General features: G+C 74.8%; 16 protein-coding genes. 3 read left to right on the forward strand and 13 right to left on the reverse strand.

Annotated elements, in window-relative coordinates:
• Nucleotides 1-17: 17 nt before the first annotated feature.
• Nucleotides 18-947 carry a GGDEF domain-containing protein gene (locus tag AB3388_RS20435; protein WP_495407152.1) on the forward strand — a complete coding sequence of 310 codons (930 nt, stop codon included), beginning with the start codon at nucleotides 18-20 and terminating at the stop codon, nucleotides 945-947.
• Here AB3388_RS20435 and AB3388_RS20440 read toward each other — a convergent pair.
• The 4 genes from AB3388_RS20440 to AB3388_RS20455 all read right to left on the reverse strand — a co-directional run bounded on the left by AB3388_RS20440 (nucleotide 944) and on the right by AB3388_RS20455 (nucleotide 3,366).
• Nucleotides 944-1,750 carry an SDR family oxidoreductase gene (locus AB3388_RS20440; protein WP_495407153.1) on the reverse strand — a complete coding sequence of 269 codons (807 nt, stop codon included), beginning with the start codon at nucleotides 1,748-1,750 and terminating at the stop codon, nucleotides 944-946. The genes AB3388_RS20435 and AB3388_RS20440 overlap by 4 nt on opposite strands.
• Nucleotides 1,751-1,760: 10 nt before the next feature.
• Complete coding sequence (locus AB3388_RS20445) at nucleotides 1,761-1,979, reverse strand: hypothetical protein (protein WP_495407154.1); 219 nt, start codon at nucleotides 1,977-1,979, stop codon at nucleotides 1,761-1,763.
• A gap of 104 nt (nucleotides 1,980-2,083) precedes the next feature.
• Nucleotides 2,084-2,263 (reverse strand): hypothetical protein, encoded by a 180-nt coding sequence (locus AB3388_RS20450; RefSeq protein WP_495407155.1) that lies wholly within the window; start codon nucleotides 2,261-2,263, stop codon nucleotides 2,084-2,086.
• A gap of 125 nt (nucleotides 2,264-2,388) precedes the next feature.
• On the reverse strand, nucleotides 2,389-3,366 hold the full coding sequence (locus AB3388_RS20455) for a helix-turn-helix transcriptional regulator (RefSeq protein WP_495407156.1): 978 nt from the start codon (nucleotides 3,364-3,366) through the stop codon (nucleotides 2,389-2,391).
• A 90-nt stretch (nucleotides 3,367-3,456) separates the two neighbouring features.
• Between AB3388_RS20455 and AB3388_RS20460 the strand changes: the two genes are divergently transcribed.
• Nucleotides 3,457-3,972, forward strand: coding sequence for a DinB family protein (locus AB3388_RS20460; RefSeq protein WP_495407157.1), 516 nt, complete (start codon nucleotides 3,457-3,459; stop codon nucleotides 3,970-3,972).
• A gap of 6 nt (nucleotides 3,973-3,978) precedes the next feature.
• Here the strand turns inward: AB3388_RS20460 and AB3388_RS20465 are convergent, their stop codons facing one another.
• From AB3388_RS20465 to AB3388_RS20505, 9 genes are all read right to left on the reverse strand, one after another.
• Nucleotides 3,979-4,308, reverse strand: coding sequence for a winged helix-turn-helix domain-containing protein (locus AB3388_RS20465; RefSeq protein ID WP_495407158.1), 330 nt, complete (start codon nucleotides 4,306-4,308; stop codon nucleotides 3,979-3,981).
• On the reverse strand, nucleotides 4,305-5,021 hold the full coding sequence (locus AB3388_RS20470) for a hypothetical protein (RefSeq protein ID WP_495407159.1): 717 nt from the start codon (nucleotides 5,019-5,021) through the stop codon (nucleotides 4,305-4,307). The genes AB3388_RS20465 and AB3388_RS20470 overlap by 4 nt, the downstream gene beginning before the upstream one ends.
• Before the next feature lie 76 nt (nucleotides 5,022-5,097).
• Nucleotides 5,098-5,295 carry a hypothetical protein gene (locus AB3388_RS20475; protein WP_495407160.1) on the reverse strand — a complete coding sequence of 66 codons (198 nt, stop codon included), beginning with the start codon at nucleotides 5,293-5,295 and terminating at the stop codon, nucleotides 5,098-5,100.
• Between the two features lie 200 nt (nucleotides 5,296-5,495).
• On the reverse strand, nucleotides 5,496-6,677 hold the full coding sequence (locus AB3388_RS20480; RefSeq protein ID WP_495407161.1) for a vWA domain-containing protein: 1,182 nt from the start codon (nucleotides 6,675-6,677) through the stop codon (nucleotides 5,496-5,498).
• Entirely contained in the window at nucleotides 6,670-7,536 is an 867-nt protein-coding gene (locus AB3388_RS20485; protein ID WP_495407162.1) for an AAA family ATPase, read from the reverse strand. Before AB3388_RS20485 ends, AB3388_RS20480 begins: the two co-directional genes overlap by 8 nt.
• Nucleotides 7,537-7,636: 100 nt before the next feature.
• Nucleotides 7,637-8,533, reverse strand: coding sequence for an XdhC family protein (locus AB3388_RS20490; protein WP_495407163.1), 897 nt, complete (start codon nucleotides 8,531-8,533; stop codon nucleotides 7,637-7,639).
• An 84-nt stretch (nucleotides 8,534-8,617) separates the two neighbouring features.
• Nucleotides 8,618-11,026, reverse strand: a complete 2,409-nt coding sequence (locus AB3388_RS20495; protein WP_495407164.1) for an aerobic carbon-monoxide dehydrogenase large subunit — start codon at nucleotides 11,024-11,026, stop codon at nucleotides 8,618-8,620.
• Nucleotides 11,023-11,511 carry a (2Fe-2S)-binding protein gene (locus tag AB3388_RS20500; protein WP_495407165.1) on the reverse strand — a complete coding sequence of 163 codons (489 nt, stop codon included), beginning with the start codon at nucleotides 11,509-11,511 and terminating at the stop codon, nucleotides 11,023-11,025. The genes AB3388_RS20495 and AB3388_RS20500 overlap by 4 nt, the downstream gene beginning before the upstream one ends.
• A gap of 14 nt (nucleotides 11,512-11,525) precedes the next feature.
• Nucleotides 11,526-12,404 carry an FAD binding domain-containing protein gene (locus tag AB3388_RS20505; RefSeq protein ID WP_495407166.1) on the reverse strand — a complete coding sequence of 293 codons (879 nt, stop codon included), beginning with the start codon at nucleotides 12,402-12,404 and terminating at the stop codon, nucleotides 11,526-11,528.
• A gap of 112 nt (nucleotides 12,405-12,516) precedes the next feature.
• Here AB3388_RS20505 and AB3388_RS20510 point away from each other — a divergent pair, with 112 nt between their 5' ends.
• Nucleotides 12,517-13,467: a LysR family transcriptional regulator gene (locus tag AB3388_RS20510; RefSeq protein ID WP_495407167.1), complete on the forward strand. Its 951-nt coding sequence runs from the start codon at nucleotides 12,517-12,519 to the stop codon at nucleotides 13,465-13,467.
• Nucleotides 13,468-13,519: the final 52 nt, after the last annotated feature.

Raw genomic sequence — 13,519 nt, forward strand, 5'->3', positions numbered from 1 at the left:
CGAGGGAGGGATCCGTCATGCCTGCGGGACGACCGACACCGGCGGCGCTGCTGTCGGCGCTGTACGCCGTCAGCGGTGCGCTGTGCTGCGTCGGCGCGGTGTGGCCGATGCACGACCGCACGCCGGTGACCCTGCTCTGGGTCCTGGGCGCCGCCGGGCTGCTCGGCGGCGCCGGCATCTGGCTGCTCGGCTCGCGGCTGCCGGCCGCCGCCGTGCACGGCGCCGTCGCGGCCATGAGCGTGCTCATCGGCGTCCTGGCCTGGCAGTCGGCGACGCAGGTCGGCATCGTCGGGCTCGGCCCGGTGCTGATCGCCGTCGGCCTCTACGCCGCCCACTTCTTCTCGCTGCGCACCGCCCGCCTACACGTGCTGGCCCTCGTCGCCGCGGCCAGCGTCGGGGCGTACGCCGCGCAGCCGAGCGGCTTCCTGGTGCCGTGGGTCGTGCTGGTCGTGTCGACCATCGCGCTCACCGACCTGCAGGGCCGGCTGGCGCTGCACCTGCGCACCGCCGCGGCGACCGACCCGCTCACCGGGGTGGCCAACCGCCGGGCCTGGGAGGCGGAGGCGGCGCGCAACCTGGCGCACGCCGCCCGCACCGGCGAGCCGCTGAGCGTCGCGCTGCTCGACCTCGACGACTTCAAGGAGGTCAACGACCGGCTCGGCCACGGCGCCGGTGACGACCTGCTGCGCGACCTCACCCAGGGCTGGATGCGCCGGCTGCGCACCGCCGACCTGCTGGGCCGCTACGGCGGCGACGAGTTCGTGCTGTGCCTGCCCGGCACCGACCGCACGGGCGCCGGGGAGATCCTCGAGCGGCTGGCCGCCTCGCACGAGTTCGCCTGGTCCGGCGGGATCGCGACCGCCGAGGCCGGCGACACCCTCACCACCGTGCTGGCCCGCGCCGATGCCGACCTCTACCGGCAGAAGCGCAGCAACCGCAGGGTCTAGCCGCGGCGCCAGTCGTCGTTCTTCAGGTGCGAGCCGGCCATCGGGCCCATCTGCAGCATGCCGCCGTCCACCGACCACGAGGCGCCGGTGACGTACCCGGCCCCCGGCGAGGCGAGGAACGCCACCACGGCCGCCACCTCCCGCGCGTCGCCGGGACGGCGCAGCGGCACCCCCGGCCGCTCGTGCCCGGGTGCGGTCGGGTCCTGGTCCTCCTGCCCGGTCATCGGCGTGGCGATCTCGCCCGGGGCGACGGCGTTGACGGTGATGCCGTGCTCGGCGAGCTCGATCGCGGCGACGCGGGTGAGCAGGCCGAGCCCGCCCTTGGCCGCGCAGTAGGCGGCGGCACCGACCCGCGGCTGGTGCTCGTGAACGCTGGTGATGTTGATGATCCGCCCGCCGCGCCCCGCCGCGATCATGCGCCGGGCGGCGTGCTGCAGGCAGAGGAAGGCGCCGTCGAGGTCGGTGGCCAGGACCTCGCGCCAGGTGGCGAGGTCCAGCTCGAGCAGCGGCGTCATGTGCCCGGTGCCGGCGTCGTTGACCAGGACGTCGACCCCGCCGAGCGCGTCCGCGAGCTCGTCGACGACCCCGGCGGCGTCCGGCAGCCGGGTGAGGTCGAGCGGCCGCACCTCGGCACGCCGGCCGAGCGCCCGCACCTCCTCCGCGGTCGCCTCGGCCGCCTCGCGCTCCCGGTACCAGGTGATGCCGAGGTCGCAGCCCTGCTCGGCGAGCGCCACGGCGGTGGCCCGCCCGATGCCCGACTCGGAGCCGGTGACGATCGCGACCCGCGGGGCGGTCTCGGCCATGCCGACGACGCTAGGTGCCGTCGGCCGGACCCGCAGTCCGCGGCCAGCAGTCCGGGACGGCCAGCCGGCGGTCGAGCAGCCGGTCGACGTCGTCCTGCGCGCGTTCGACGTGCGCCCAGGTCTCCTGGCACGGGTCCGCGCGGTACCTGGTGCGCGCCCCCTCGAGGAGCAGCGCGGCGATCTTCAGTTCTGCGTCGATGAGCCCGTAGTCGGCGCTCGCGGTCCCCATGGCTGCCTCCTCGCTGTGCTGTGCGGTCGAGTCAGGAACACCGACGGGTCGCCGTACGACGACGGCCGGCCGGGTCGGACCCCGCCCGATGCACGGCGGGCGATCTAACGGCGGGACAGGCGCTCGTCGAGGAGCGCGTCCACGTCCTGCTCGGCCTCGGCCACGCGCCGGGTGTTCTCCGCCGACGGGCAGTGGTCCCAGGCGGTGCGGGCGACGCCGAGCGCGATGTAGCCCAGCGAGATGTCGTAGTCCAGCTGGTCGATGGTGGTGATCGTGGGGCTCATGACGACCTCCGGTACGACAGGTGGCTCGCGCTGGTGGAGCGGCTCCAGACTCGCGTCCCGACGGCCGGTCCAGCAGCCGCGAAGTGGTCGGTCCCCGCTCCCCAGTTGTGGGGACGAGCAGGACGTTAGGCCCGGGGTACGACGGTTTCGGCCGCCTCGGCGAAGCGCCGGGAGAGCGCCCGGAGGTGGTCGCGCAGCTCCGGCGGGGCGACGACGGTGAAGTCCGCCCCGGCCACGCCGAGCGCGGTCGCCGCCCAGTCGAGGTCGTCGGCGTCGATGCGGACCCGGCAGTGGTCGCCGTCGCCCTCCACCGTCGCCCACCGGCCGATCCGCCGGCGGACCTGCGCCGCCGGCGCCGCGACGACGGCCGCCACCGGGTACCGGGCGGGCAGGTCCACGATCCGGTCGCGCACGAACGCGGCGGCGTCGGTGGCCGGGAACCGCCGGGGGCCGAACCGGACCCCGGTGCCGCGCGGCGCGGAGAGCCGGTCCAGCCGGAAACTGCGCCAGTCGCCCCGGTCGAGGTCGTAGCCGACCAGGTACCAGCGCCGGCCGAGCGAGACCAGCCGGAACGGCTCGACCGAGCGGTCGGTGCGCTCGCCGCCGGCCGCCGTGTAGGCGAAGCCGATCCGCTCGGCGTCCCGGCAGGCCAGCGCCACGGTCGTCAGGACGGCGGGGTCGACCGCGCCGCCGCTGCCCGGGTTCCCCCACGCGCCGGGCACGGTCATCGCCCGCAGCGCGTCCACCCGCCGCCGCAGCCGGGCGGGCATCACCTGCACCACCTTGGCCAGCGCCCGCACCGACGTCTCGGCCATGCCGGCGACCTCGACCGCGGCCGCCGCCTGCAGCCCCACCGCCAGCGCGACCGCCTCGTCGTCGTCGAGGACCAGCGGCGGCAGCGCGGCGCCGGGCGCGAGCGCGTAGCCGCCGTCCACCCCGCGCCGGGCCTCGACCGGGTAGCCGAGCTCGCGGAGCCGGTCGACGTCCCGGCGCAGCGTCCGGACCGACACCCCGAGCCGGTCGGCGAGATCGGCGCCGGCCCAGTGCCGCCGGGACTGCAGCAGCGACAGCAGCCGGAGGGTGCGCGAGCTGGTGGCGGCCATGTCGCCAGTATTTCCGGATTGCGGACAGGAACTGTCCTCAAGCGGCTCTAGCGTGGTTCTCACCAGCAGGGACGACGAGAGGCGGCAGCCATGACGACGAGCCGGACCACCCTCACCGGCGAGCGGGCCGACCTGGTGCAGACCCTCGACCGGCACCGCGGCTTCCTGCGCTACACCGTCCAGGGGCTCACCGACGAGCAGGCCACCCAGCGGACCACCGCCAGCGAGCTGACCCTCGCCGGCCTGATCAAGCACGTGGCGCACACCGAGCGGACCTGGGCTGCCTTCGCCCAGCGCGGGGCCGACGCGTTCGACACCGGCAACTGGAGCGTGGAGGCCTGGCAGGCGGAGTGGTCGCTGCAGGAGGGCGAGACCCTGGCGAGCGTGCTGGCCGAGTACGAGGAGATCGCCGCCCGCACCGACGAGCTCGTCGCCACCCTGGATCTGGACACGTCCTACGCGCTGCCGCGGGCGCCGTGGTTCGAGCCGGGCGCGTCGTGGTCGGTGCGCCGCACGATGCTGCACCTCATCGCCGAGACCGCCCAGCACGCCGGGCACGCCGACATCCTGCGGGAGTCCCTCGACGGCCAGAAGACGATGGGCTGAGGAGATTCAGGCGGGCGGGTCGCCGTTCGCCTGGGCCGCCGTCTCCAGGGCGATCAGCGACCGCAGCGCCCGCAGTTCGGCCGCCACCGCGGCCCGGCCCTCCGGCGTGATCCGCACCCAGGTGCGCGGCCGCCGGCCGGCGTAGCCCTTCTCGATCTCGACCAGCCCCGCCTCCGCGAGGACGGTGAGGTGGCGGGACAGGTTGCCGGCCGTGAGGTCGAGAGCCTCCCGCAGGTAGCCGAACTCGACCTGGTCGACCTCCAGGGCGATGGTGAGCACGCCGAGCCGGTGCCGCTGGTGCACCACCTCGGACAGCGCCCGGGTCGGGTGCGTCACGCCGGCACCGCCGCCGGCGGCACGGCGCGGGACCGGGACCCGCGCGGGCGGGCGAGCAGGCCGCCGGCCAGCAGCACCAGACCGGGCAGGGCGACGTTCGGCAGCACCGCCCACGCCTCGGGCAGTGGTACGCCCAGCCGGTACAGCACGTTCTCCGTGTTGTAGGCGTTGACCAGCACGGTGACCACCGCGAGGACGCCGGTCACGGTCCACAGCAGGCGATTGCGCTCCCGGATCGCCAGCACGACGACGGTCGCGAGGATGACCGTGACGGCCGACGTCGTCCGCCAGAGCGGCAGCATGAGCAGCACCCGGACCGGCAGGAAGAACACGGTCAGCAGCACGCCCAGCGTCACGAACCAGCGGACCGGACGGCGCAGGCCCGTGACGAGCGCGTGCCGGCGGTAGTACAGGCCGGTGCCGACGTAGCCGACGATCAGGGCGGCGAACCAGTACAGGCCGGTGAGCAGCGGCGCCGGGCTGTCGATCCCGCCCCAGGTCAGCATCACGATGCTCGCCCAGGACGACGGCGACGAGTCGCCGGTGGACCCGGGCGACCAGTCGACGTGGAACGGCAGCGCCAGCAGCACCAGGGCGCCGAAGAGGGTCAGCGGGAACCACCACAGCCGGCTGCGCTCCCGGGCGCGGGCGCGCAGCCGATCGAGGTCCGCGACGATCTCGCGGGGGGTGGGGTCCTCTTCGGGAGCGGTCATGGCGGACGCCTCTCGGGCACGACGACGAGGGCGTCAGGTTTGCATCGCAAACCAGTTTGCGCAAGAGTTCTCGAGGTCAGGCCGCCTCGGCCGGCTGCTGGAGGATCAGCCGCTGGTCCAGCAGCCGGTCCATCTCGGCGGTGGCCTCGTCGACGCGCCGCTGGTTCTCGCCGCTGGGGCACCGGTCGAACCGGCCGCGGGCGCTGCCCAGGGTGATGAACGCGACAGAGATCTCGAGGTCGAGCTCGTCGGTGCTGGTGACGATGGCGCTCATGGCGACCTCCTGGCCCTCCGTCGGTGCACTGCACGCTAGGCACTGGTTATGACGGTTCTGCGACGCCGAAGTCACCGTTGGACTGCTTCATCTCCCAACCGCCCCACCGCCGGCCCACGTCCGCCGTGATCATCGGCACGTGGCGCACCGCGTCGGCGTGTCGGGCAGCCACTCGCCGATGATCACGGCGGAGAACGTGCTCAGTCCTCGGCGACCGCGGCGACGACCTGCTCCAGCGCCGCCAAGCTGTGCCCGCTGACGAACGCGTCCACGTAGGGCAGCGCGGCGGCCATCCCGCCGACCAGCGGCGCGTAGCCCTCGGCCGCCTTGCGCGGGTTCACCCACACGATCCGGTGCGCCAGCCGCCGCAGCCGGGCCATGGCGGCGGCGACGTCGGCCGGCTCGTCCAGCGCCCACCCGTCGGAGAGGACGACGACGACCGCGCCGCGGGCCAGGCCCCGGCGGCCGTGGTCGGCGACGAACCGGCCGATGCCCTCCGCCAGCCGGGTGCCGCCGGCCCAGTCCGACGACGCCGCGCCCGCCCAGGCCAGCGCCGCATCGGGATCGCGCAGCGACAGCTGCCGGGTCAGCCGGGTCAGGCCGGTGGAGAAGACGAACGCCTCGGCCCGCGCGCCGGCCACCGCGCCCTGCAGCAGCGACAGGTAGACCCGCGTGTAGGGCTCCATCGAGCCGGAGACGTCGCAGAGCAGCACGAGCCGCCGCGGCGTCGTCCGGCGGCGGGCCGCGATCAGCCGGGCCGGATCGCCGCCGCTGCGCTGCGCCGCGCGCACCGTGCGCCGCAGGTCCAGCCGCTCGCCGCCGTGGCGGGTCGGGCGCACGCGGCGGCTGCGCCGGTGCGGCGTCGCCAGCACCAGCGTGCGCACCACCCGGCGCAGGCCGAGCAGCTCCTCGGCGCTCAGCTCCGCGAAGGAGGTGTGCCGCAGCCGCTCCTCGGTGGAGACCGCGGCCAGCAGCACCTCGCGGCCGGCGTCCTCCCCCTCCCCCTCGCTGCCCGGCAGCGACAGGTCGGCCTCCCCCGAGCCGGTGCCCGGCGGCCGCTCCAGGGACGGCTCGTGCGGCACCGGCCGGGTGCGCGGCTCCGAGCCGATCGATGGCGGCGCGGTCGGGTCGCCGCGGGAATCCGAGGGGTCCAGCAACCCGTCGAACACGGCGGAGAACACCGCGTCGAAGACCGGCAGCTGCGTGCGGTCGGTCACCAGCGCGACCCGGCAGGTCCAGTAGAGCGCCGCGCGGTCGGTCGGCGGCACCAGCTGCAGCGCCCGCGCCAGCCCGACCGAGCGCTCCGGCGGCGCGGGCAGGCCGGCCCGGTGCAGCGCCGTCGTCAGGCCGACGGCGAGCGGACCGGCCGCGACGTCAGGCACCGACCAGCCACCCGGCGCCCCGGGCCTGCGCCAGCTCCAGGTCGTCCCGGTTCTTCAGCACCGACCCCCAGGTCGCCGCGACCGACGCGGGGTCCAGCCGGTCGACGCCGAGCACGCTCAGCGCCGCCACCCAGTCGATCGCCTCGGCGATGCCCGGCGGCTTGACCATGTCCAGCCCGCGCAGCCGGGTCACCGCGCCGGCGGCGTCCAGCGCGAGCGGCTCGGCGCTGCCCGGCACCCGCCGGCGGACGATCTCGGCGACCCGCTCGGGCGCCGGGTAGTCGATCCAGTGGTACAGGCAGCGCCGGGTCAGCGCGTCGTGCAGGTCGCGGGTGCGGTTCGAGGTGAGGACGACGACCGGCGGATGCGTCGCCCGCACGGTGCCGAGCTCGGGCACGGTGACCGCGGCCTCGGCCAGCACCTCGAAGGTGAACGCCTCGAACTCGGCGTCGGCGCGGTCGATCTCGTCGAGCAGCAGCACCGCCGGCCGCGGGCCCGGGTGCTCGATCGCCTGCAGCAGCGGCCGCCGCAGCAGGTAGTCGGCGCCGAAGAGGTCCTCCTCTGCCAGCGGCGCGCCCCGCGCCTCGGCCAGCCGGATGCCCAGCAGCTGGCGCGGGTGGTTCCACTCGTAGAGCGCCTCGGCCGCGTCGATGCCCTCGTAGCACTGCAGTCGGAACAGCGGGGTGTCCAGCATGCGGGCGAGCGCCTTGGCGGCCTCCGTCTTGCCGACCCCGGGCTCGCCCTCGAGCAGCAGCGGCTGCGGCAGCCGCACCGCGAGGAACAGCGCCGTCGCCAGGCCGGGGTCGGCGAGGTAGTCGACCTCGTCGAGGGCAGCGGCCAGCGCGGCGACGTCCGGCACCCGCTCGCGGACCTCCGCCTCGGCGCCCTCCCGTGCCGCTCGCGGACTTTCCGCGCCGAAAGTCCCCCGACCCTCCGGGACTTTCGGCGCGGAAAGTCCCTCAGGAGGCGGAGGCATACGCGGCCGGGTCGGCGAGGAAGGCCCGGCGGCAGCCCTCGCCGCAGAACCAGGTCCGGACGCCGTCGACGTCGGCGTGCATTGTCGCGTCGACCGCGGCCACGGTCATGCCGCACACCGGGTCGACCGCGGTCACCGCCCGCCCGACGGGCTGCGCCGCCGACGCGGCCGCCGACGGGGAGCGCCGCTCGGCGACGATCTCGGCCAGCACCGACAGCGCGATCTCCGCCGCCGTCCGCGCGCCGATGTCCAGCCCGGCCGGGGTGTGCACCCGCCCGATCAGCTCCGCCGGCAGGTCCAGCGAGGCGAGCACCGCCGCCCCGCGCTTCCGGCTGGCGATCAGCCCGACGTAGGGCACGCCCAGCCGCAGCGCGGCGGTCAGCGCCGGCTCCTCGCCCCGTCCGTGCGAGGCGACGACGAGGGCCTCGGCGCCGTCCAGAGCGACGTCGCCGGACCCGCGCTCGACCGCGAAACCGAGCGGGCGGCCCAGCTCGGCCAGCGCGTCGGCGATCGGCGACTCCCCCACCACCACGACCAGCGGCGGGGGCACCCGCGGCTCGAGGAAGATCTCCACCGAGCCGCCGGACAGGCACGGGTTGGCGACGGTGACCGCACCCTCCTCGTCGGCCGAGACCCCGACCCCCTCCGGCACGATCCGCAGCAGCAGCGGCTCGCCGGCGGAGAGCACGCGCAGCCCGTACTCGCGCACGGAGGCCTCGGCGCACTGCCCGCCGACGAAGCCGTCGATCACGCCGTCGGCCCGGACCAGCGCGGTGTCGCCGGCGTGCGCGCTGGTCGGCCGCTGGGCCCGCACCACCGTCGCCTGCACGAACGGCACGCGCGCCCGGGTCAGGGCCTCCGCGGTGTCGAGCACCGACATGCAGCTCCTTTCCAGTTCATCGTCGGCCCCGCTGCAGGGGCCCACCACGAGCTCACGAGTGGTGGGGGGCAGTGGGGTCCTTTCTCAGATCGGCGGGGTCGGCCGGCCCTGCATCGCCTCCCACACCCGGGCCGGCGTGCACGGCATGTCCATGTGGGTCACGCCGAACGGCGCGAGCGCGTCGACGACGGCGTTGACCACTGCCGGCGGGGAGCCGACCGTCGCGGACTCGCCGATGCCCTTCGCGCCGATCGGGTGGTGCGGCGAGGGGGTGACCGTCTCGCCGGTCTCCCAGTCGGGCACCTCCATGGCGGTCGGGATCAGGTAGTCCATGAACGAGCCGCCCAGGCAGTTGCCCTGCTCGTCGAAGCCGATGAACTCCATGAGCGCCATCCCGACACCGTCGGCGAGGCCGCCGTGGATCTGGCCCTCGACGATCATCGGGTTGATGCGGGTGCCGCAGTCGTCGACCGCGATGAACCGCCGCACGTGCACCTTGCCGGTGCCCTTGTCGACGTCGACCACGCAGATGTAGGCGCCGAACGGGAACGTGAGGTTCGGCGGGTCGTAGGTGACCTCGGCATCGAGATTGCCGTCGACGCCGTCCGGGAGCGCGACCGTGCCGTGGGTGCCGAGCGCGATCTCGTTGATCGTCTTCCCGACGGTGGGGTCGCCCTTCACGAAGAAGCGGCCCTTCTCCCACTCCAGGTCCTCCGGCCGGGTCTCCAGCATCGCCGCGGCGACCGCCCGCGCCTTGTCCCGGACCTTGCGCGCGGCCAGGGCCACCGCGCCGCCGCTGACCGGCGTCGAGCGGCTGCCGTAGGTGCCCAGCCCGAACGGCGTCTGGTCGGTGTCGCCGTGCACGACCTCGATGTCCTCGGGCGGGATGCCGAGCTCCTCGGCGACGATCTGCGCGAACGTCGTCTCGTGGCCCTGCCCCTGGGTCTGCACCGACAGCCGGACGACGGCCTTGCCGGTGGGGTGCACGCGCACCTCGGCGCCGTCGTTCATCCCGAGCCCGACGATGTCCATGTGCTTGCGCGGGCCGGCGCCGACGGTCTCGGTGAAGAACGAGACGCCGATGCCCATGAGCTCCCCGCGGGCCCGCTTCTCGGCCTGCTCTCGGCGCAGCTCGTCGTAGCCGGCCAGCTGCATCGCCAGCCGCATCGTCGGCTCGTAGTCGCCCGAGTCGTACTCCCAGCCGGTCTTGTTGGGGTACGGGAACTGCTCGGGGCGGATGAAGTTCTTCAGCCGCAGCTCCGCCGGGTCCATCTCCAGCTCCGCGGCGAGGACGTCGACCATCCGCTCGACCAGGTAGACCGCCTCGGTCACCCGGAACGAGCAGGCGTATGCCACCCCGCCGGGCGCCTTGTTGGTGTAGACGCCGGTGACCGAGCAGTGCGCGGCCTCGAGGTCGTAGCTGCCGGTGAAGATGGAGAAGAAGCCGGCCGGGTACTTGGTCGGCTGCGCGGTCGCGTTGAACGCGCCGTGGTCGGCGAGCACCTTCGTCCGGACGGCGAGGATCTTGCCCTCGCGGGTCGCCGCGACCTCGCCCCGCATGATGTAGTCGCGGGCGAACGACGTGGACATCAGGTTCTCCGACCGGTCCTCGACCCACTTCACCGGCTTGCCGGTGACGATCGAGCCGACGACGGCGCAGACGTAGCCCGGGTAGATGCCCACCTTGTTGCCGAACCCGCCGCCGATGTCGCCGGCGATGATTCGGATCTTGTGCTCGGGGATGCCGGCCACCATCGCGTAGAGGGTCCGGTGGGCGTGCGGCGCCTGCGTGGTCTCGTACAGGGTCAGCTTGCCGTCGATCGGGTCGTAGTCGGCGACCGCGCCGCAGGTCTCCATCGGCGCCGGGTGCACCCGCGGGTAGACGACCTCCTCGGCCACCACGACTTCGGCGCGGGCGAACACCGCGGCGGTCGCGGCGGCGTCGCCGGCCTCCCAGTCGAAGATGTGGTTGTCGGTGCGGCCCTCGAGGTCGTCGCGGATCACCGGGGCGCCGGGGTCCATCGCCCGGCGGGCGTCGACGAGCGGCGGCAGGTCCTCGTACTCGACGTCGATGAGCTCGAGCGCGTCGCGGGCGGAGTAGCGGTCGTCGGCGACGACGAACGCGACCTCCTGCCCCTGGAAGCGGACCTTGTCGGTGGCCAGGATCGCCATGACGTCGGCGGACAGCGTCGGCGCCCAGGCGAGGTTGAGCGCCTCGAGGTCCTTGCCGGTGATGACGGCGTGCACCTTCGGGTGGGCGAGGGCCTCGGTGGTGTCGATCGAGACGATCCGCGCGTGCGCCAGCGGCGAGCGCAGCACCGCGCCGTACAGCATCCCGGGCAGCACGATGTCGTCGATGTAGCGGCCCTTGCCCCGCACGAAGCGCGGGTCCTCCTTGCGCTGCACGCGGCCGAAGCCGATCGGCCGCTCGGCCGACGTCATGGCCGGGTTGGGCTCGCGGGCCTGCGCCGCGCGCTCCTCGACGGTGGTCATGCCGTCACCTCCTCGGCGGCCGGCGTGGCCGGGTGCTCGGCGGCCCAGCGCACGGAACGGACGATCGTGGCGTAGCCGGTGCAGCGGCAGATCTGCCCGGAGATGGCCTCGCGGATCTCGCCCTCGCCGGGATCCGGGTTCCGGTCGAGCAGGGCCCGGGCGGTGAGCATCATCCCGGGGGTGCAGAACCCGCACTGCAGTCCGTGCTCCTCCATGAAGCCCTGCTGGACGGGGTCGAGGGCGCCGTTCTGGGCCAACCCCTCGACGGTGCGGATCTCGTGCCCCTCGGTCATCGCCGCGAGCACCGTGCAGGACTTCACCGGCTCGCCGTCCATCAGGACGACGCAGGTGCCGCAGTTGCTGGTGTCGCACCCCCAGTGGGTGCCGGTGAGGCCGAGCGTGTCGCGCAGGAAGTGCACGAGCAGCAGCCGCGGCTCGACGTCCCCGGTGACCTCGGCGCCGTTGACCGTGGTGTGGATCTGCATGGATCGCTTTCCTCTCAGGCGGGGGTGAGCGCGGAGGCGCGGGCCACGGACGTGCGCAGCACGCGGCGGGTGAGCTCGTCGGCGAGGTGCCGCTTGTAGTCGACCGGCCCGCGCTGGTCCTCGACCGGCGCGCTGGCCGCGGCGGCGATCCGGCCGGCCTCGGCGAACAGCTCCTCAGAGGGGGGCTGCTCGCACAGCGCCTCGGCGAGCCCGGGCACGCAGCCCTCGACCCCGAGGGCGGTCAGCCCGACGGTGACGTCGGCGATCGTCCCGTCGTCCCCGAGGACGACGGCGGCGCCGGCCGCCGCGACCGCCCAGTCCCCCACCCGGCGCTCGACCTTCTCGTAGGCGCTGCCCTGTCCGTGCCGGATCGGGAAGCGGATCTCGGTGATCAGCTCGGACTGCTCGCAGGCCGTCTCGTACGGGCCGCGGTGCAGTTCCTCGATGCTGAGCACCCGCTCGCCGCCGCGCCCGGCGATGACGATCTCGGCGTCGAGCACGTCGCAGACCGTGGTGAGGTCCTCGGCGGGGTCGGCCTGGCCCAGCGAGCCGCCGATCGTGCCGCGGTTGCGGACGACGGGGTCGGCGATGACCCGCTCGGCGTCGTGCACGATCGGGAACAGCCGCCCGACCAGCGGCGACGCCAGCAGGGTCGCGTGCCGGGTGAGCGCCCCGACCAGCAGATGGTCGGCGGTCTCGGTGATGTGGTCGAGCTCGGTGACGCCGTTGATGTCGATGACCCACTCGGGCCGGGCCAGCCGCAGCTTCATCATCGGCAGCAGGCTGTGCCCGCCCGCGATGACGCGGGCCTCCGGGCCGTGGCGCTCGAGCAGGTCGAGCGCCTCGCCGACGCTGCCGGCGCGGACGTAGTCGAACGGAGCCGGAGTCTGCACGGGCACCTCCTGACCGTCGGGCCCCGACGCTGGAGCCCTGGTGGCCGGGACCTTGTCCCCCGCTCTCGGGCGTGTCAACATCCCGATAAGCGATCCCTTATGTGGTGGGACAGTGACGTTCACCCAGCTCAGAACGTTTGCACTCGTCGCCGAGCTCGGCTCCCTCCGCGCGGCCGCCGCCGCCCTCGGAGTGAGCGAGCCGGCCGTCTCCGCCGCGCTCGCCGCGCTGCGCAGCGACCTGGGCGACCCGCTGTTCGTGCGGTCGGGCGGCGGCATCTCCCTGACCGCCGGCGGGCGCGCGCTGGCCGGCCGGGCGCGGGAGCTGGTCCGGCTCGCCGACCGCACGCGCCGCGACGTCACGCGGGCGGGCGCCACCACGGGAGCGCTGCGGATCCTGGCCGCAGCGGCGTGCGCCGAGCACCTGGACCAGCTGCTGGCCGCGTTCACCGACCGCGTGCCCGACTGCGCGGTGGAGGTCCAGGTCGGCGGCGGCGACGTCGCCGCGGAGCTGGCCGAGGACCTGCTCGACATCGCCCTCGGCCCGTGGCCGCACCCGCTGCCGGGCCAGTCCTTGGAGTCGGTGCCGTTCCTCCGCTACCGCCGCGTCGTGGTGGCCGCCCCCGGCCACCCGCTCGCCGGGGGCGCGCCGGTCGCGCCCGCCGAGCTGCTCCGGCACCGCTGGCTGGCCGGCCCCGGCGGCTTCGACCCGGGCGGCGCGGAGGCGCGGTGGGCACGCGGGCACGGCGGGGAGCCGGTGCCCGACCGCCTGGGCAGCGAGGCCGAGGCGCTGGACGCGGCGCGGTCCGGCCAGGGCGTCGTCCTCGCGCTGGTGCACCTGGTCTCCGCGGACCTGCGGCGGGGCAGCCTGGTCCTGCTGCCGGTGGAGGGCACCCCGGTCGAGGGGCTGTGGTGGTCGACCGTGCCCGGCTCCGGGCGGGCCGGCGGCCCGGCCCGGGCGCTGCAGCGCTTCCTCACCACGCCCGACGCGACCAGCGCGCTGCTGGCCCGGCCGCGGCGCGCCGGCCGCGCCCACCCCACGGTGCGCGTCGAGCTGTGGAGCTGACCGGCTGGCCGCTCTGCTCGTCTGCTCTCAGGTGTCCGATTCGGGTCCGGCG

Source organism: Geodermatophilus sp. SMS 5-13 (assembly GCF_059428245.1).

What these genes read in the sequence shown, in the direction of transcription:
- AB3388_RS20435 (WP_495407152.1), top strand. Translation starts at nt 18, where the DNA reads ATGCCTGCGGGACGACCGACACCGGCGGCGCTGCTGTCGGCGCTGTAC.
- AB3388_RS20440 (WP_495407153.1), bottom strand. Translation starts at nt 1,750, where the DNA reads ATGGCCGAGACCGCCCCGCGGGTCGCGATCGTCACCGGCTCCGAGTCG.
- AB3388_RS20445 (WP_495407154.1), bottom strand. Translation starts at nt 1,979, where the DNA reads ATGGGGACCGCGAGCGCCGACTACGGGCTCATCGACGCAGAACTGAAG.
- AB3388_RS20450 (WP_495407155.1), bottom strand. Translation starts at nt 2,263, where the DNA reads ATGAGCCCCACGATCACCACCATCGACCAGCTGGACTACGACATCTCG.
- AB3388_RS20455 (WP_495407156.1), bottom strand. Translation starts at nt 3,366, where the DNA reads ATGGCCGCCACCAGCTCGCGCACCCTCCGGCTGCTGTCGCTGCTGCAG.
- AB3388_RS20460 (WP_495407157.1), top strand. Translation starts at nt 3,457, where the DNA reads ATGACGACGAGCCGGACCACCCTCACCGGCGAGCGGGCCGACCTGGTG.
- AB3388_RS20470 (WP_495407159.1), bottom strand. Translation starts at nt 5,021, where the DNA reads ATGACCGCTCCCGAAGAGGACCCCACCCCCCGCGAGATCGTCGCGGAC.
- AB3388_RS20475 (WP_495407160.1), bottom strand. Translation starts at nt 5,295, where the DNA reads ATGAGCGCCATCGTCACCAGCACCGACGAGCTCGACCTCGAGATCTCT.
- AB3388_RS20490 (WP_495407163.1), bottom strand. Translation starts at nt 8,533, where the DNA reads ATGTCGGTGCTCGACACCGCGGAGGCCCTGACCCGGGCGCGCGTGCCG.
- AB3388_RS20495 (WP_495407164.1), bottom strand. Translation starts at nt 11,026, where the DNA reads ATGACCACCGTCGAGGAGCGCGCGGCGCAGGCCCGCGAGCCCAACCCG.
- AB3388_RS20500 (WP_495407165.1), bottom strand. Translation starts at nt 11,511, where the DNA reads ATGCAGATCCACACCACGGTCAACGGCGCCGAGGTCACCGGGGACGTC.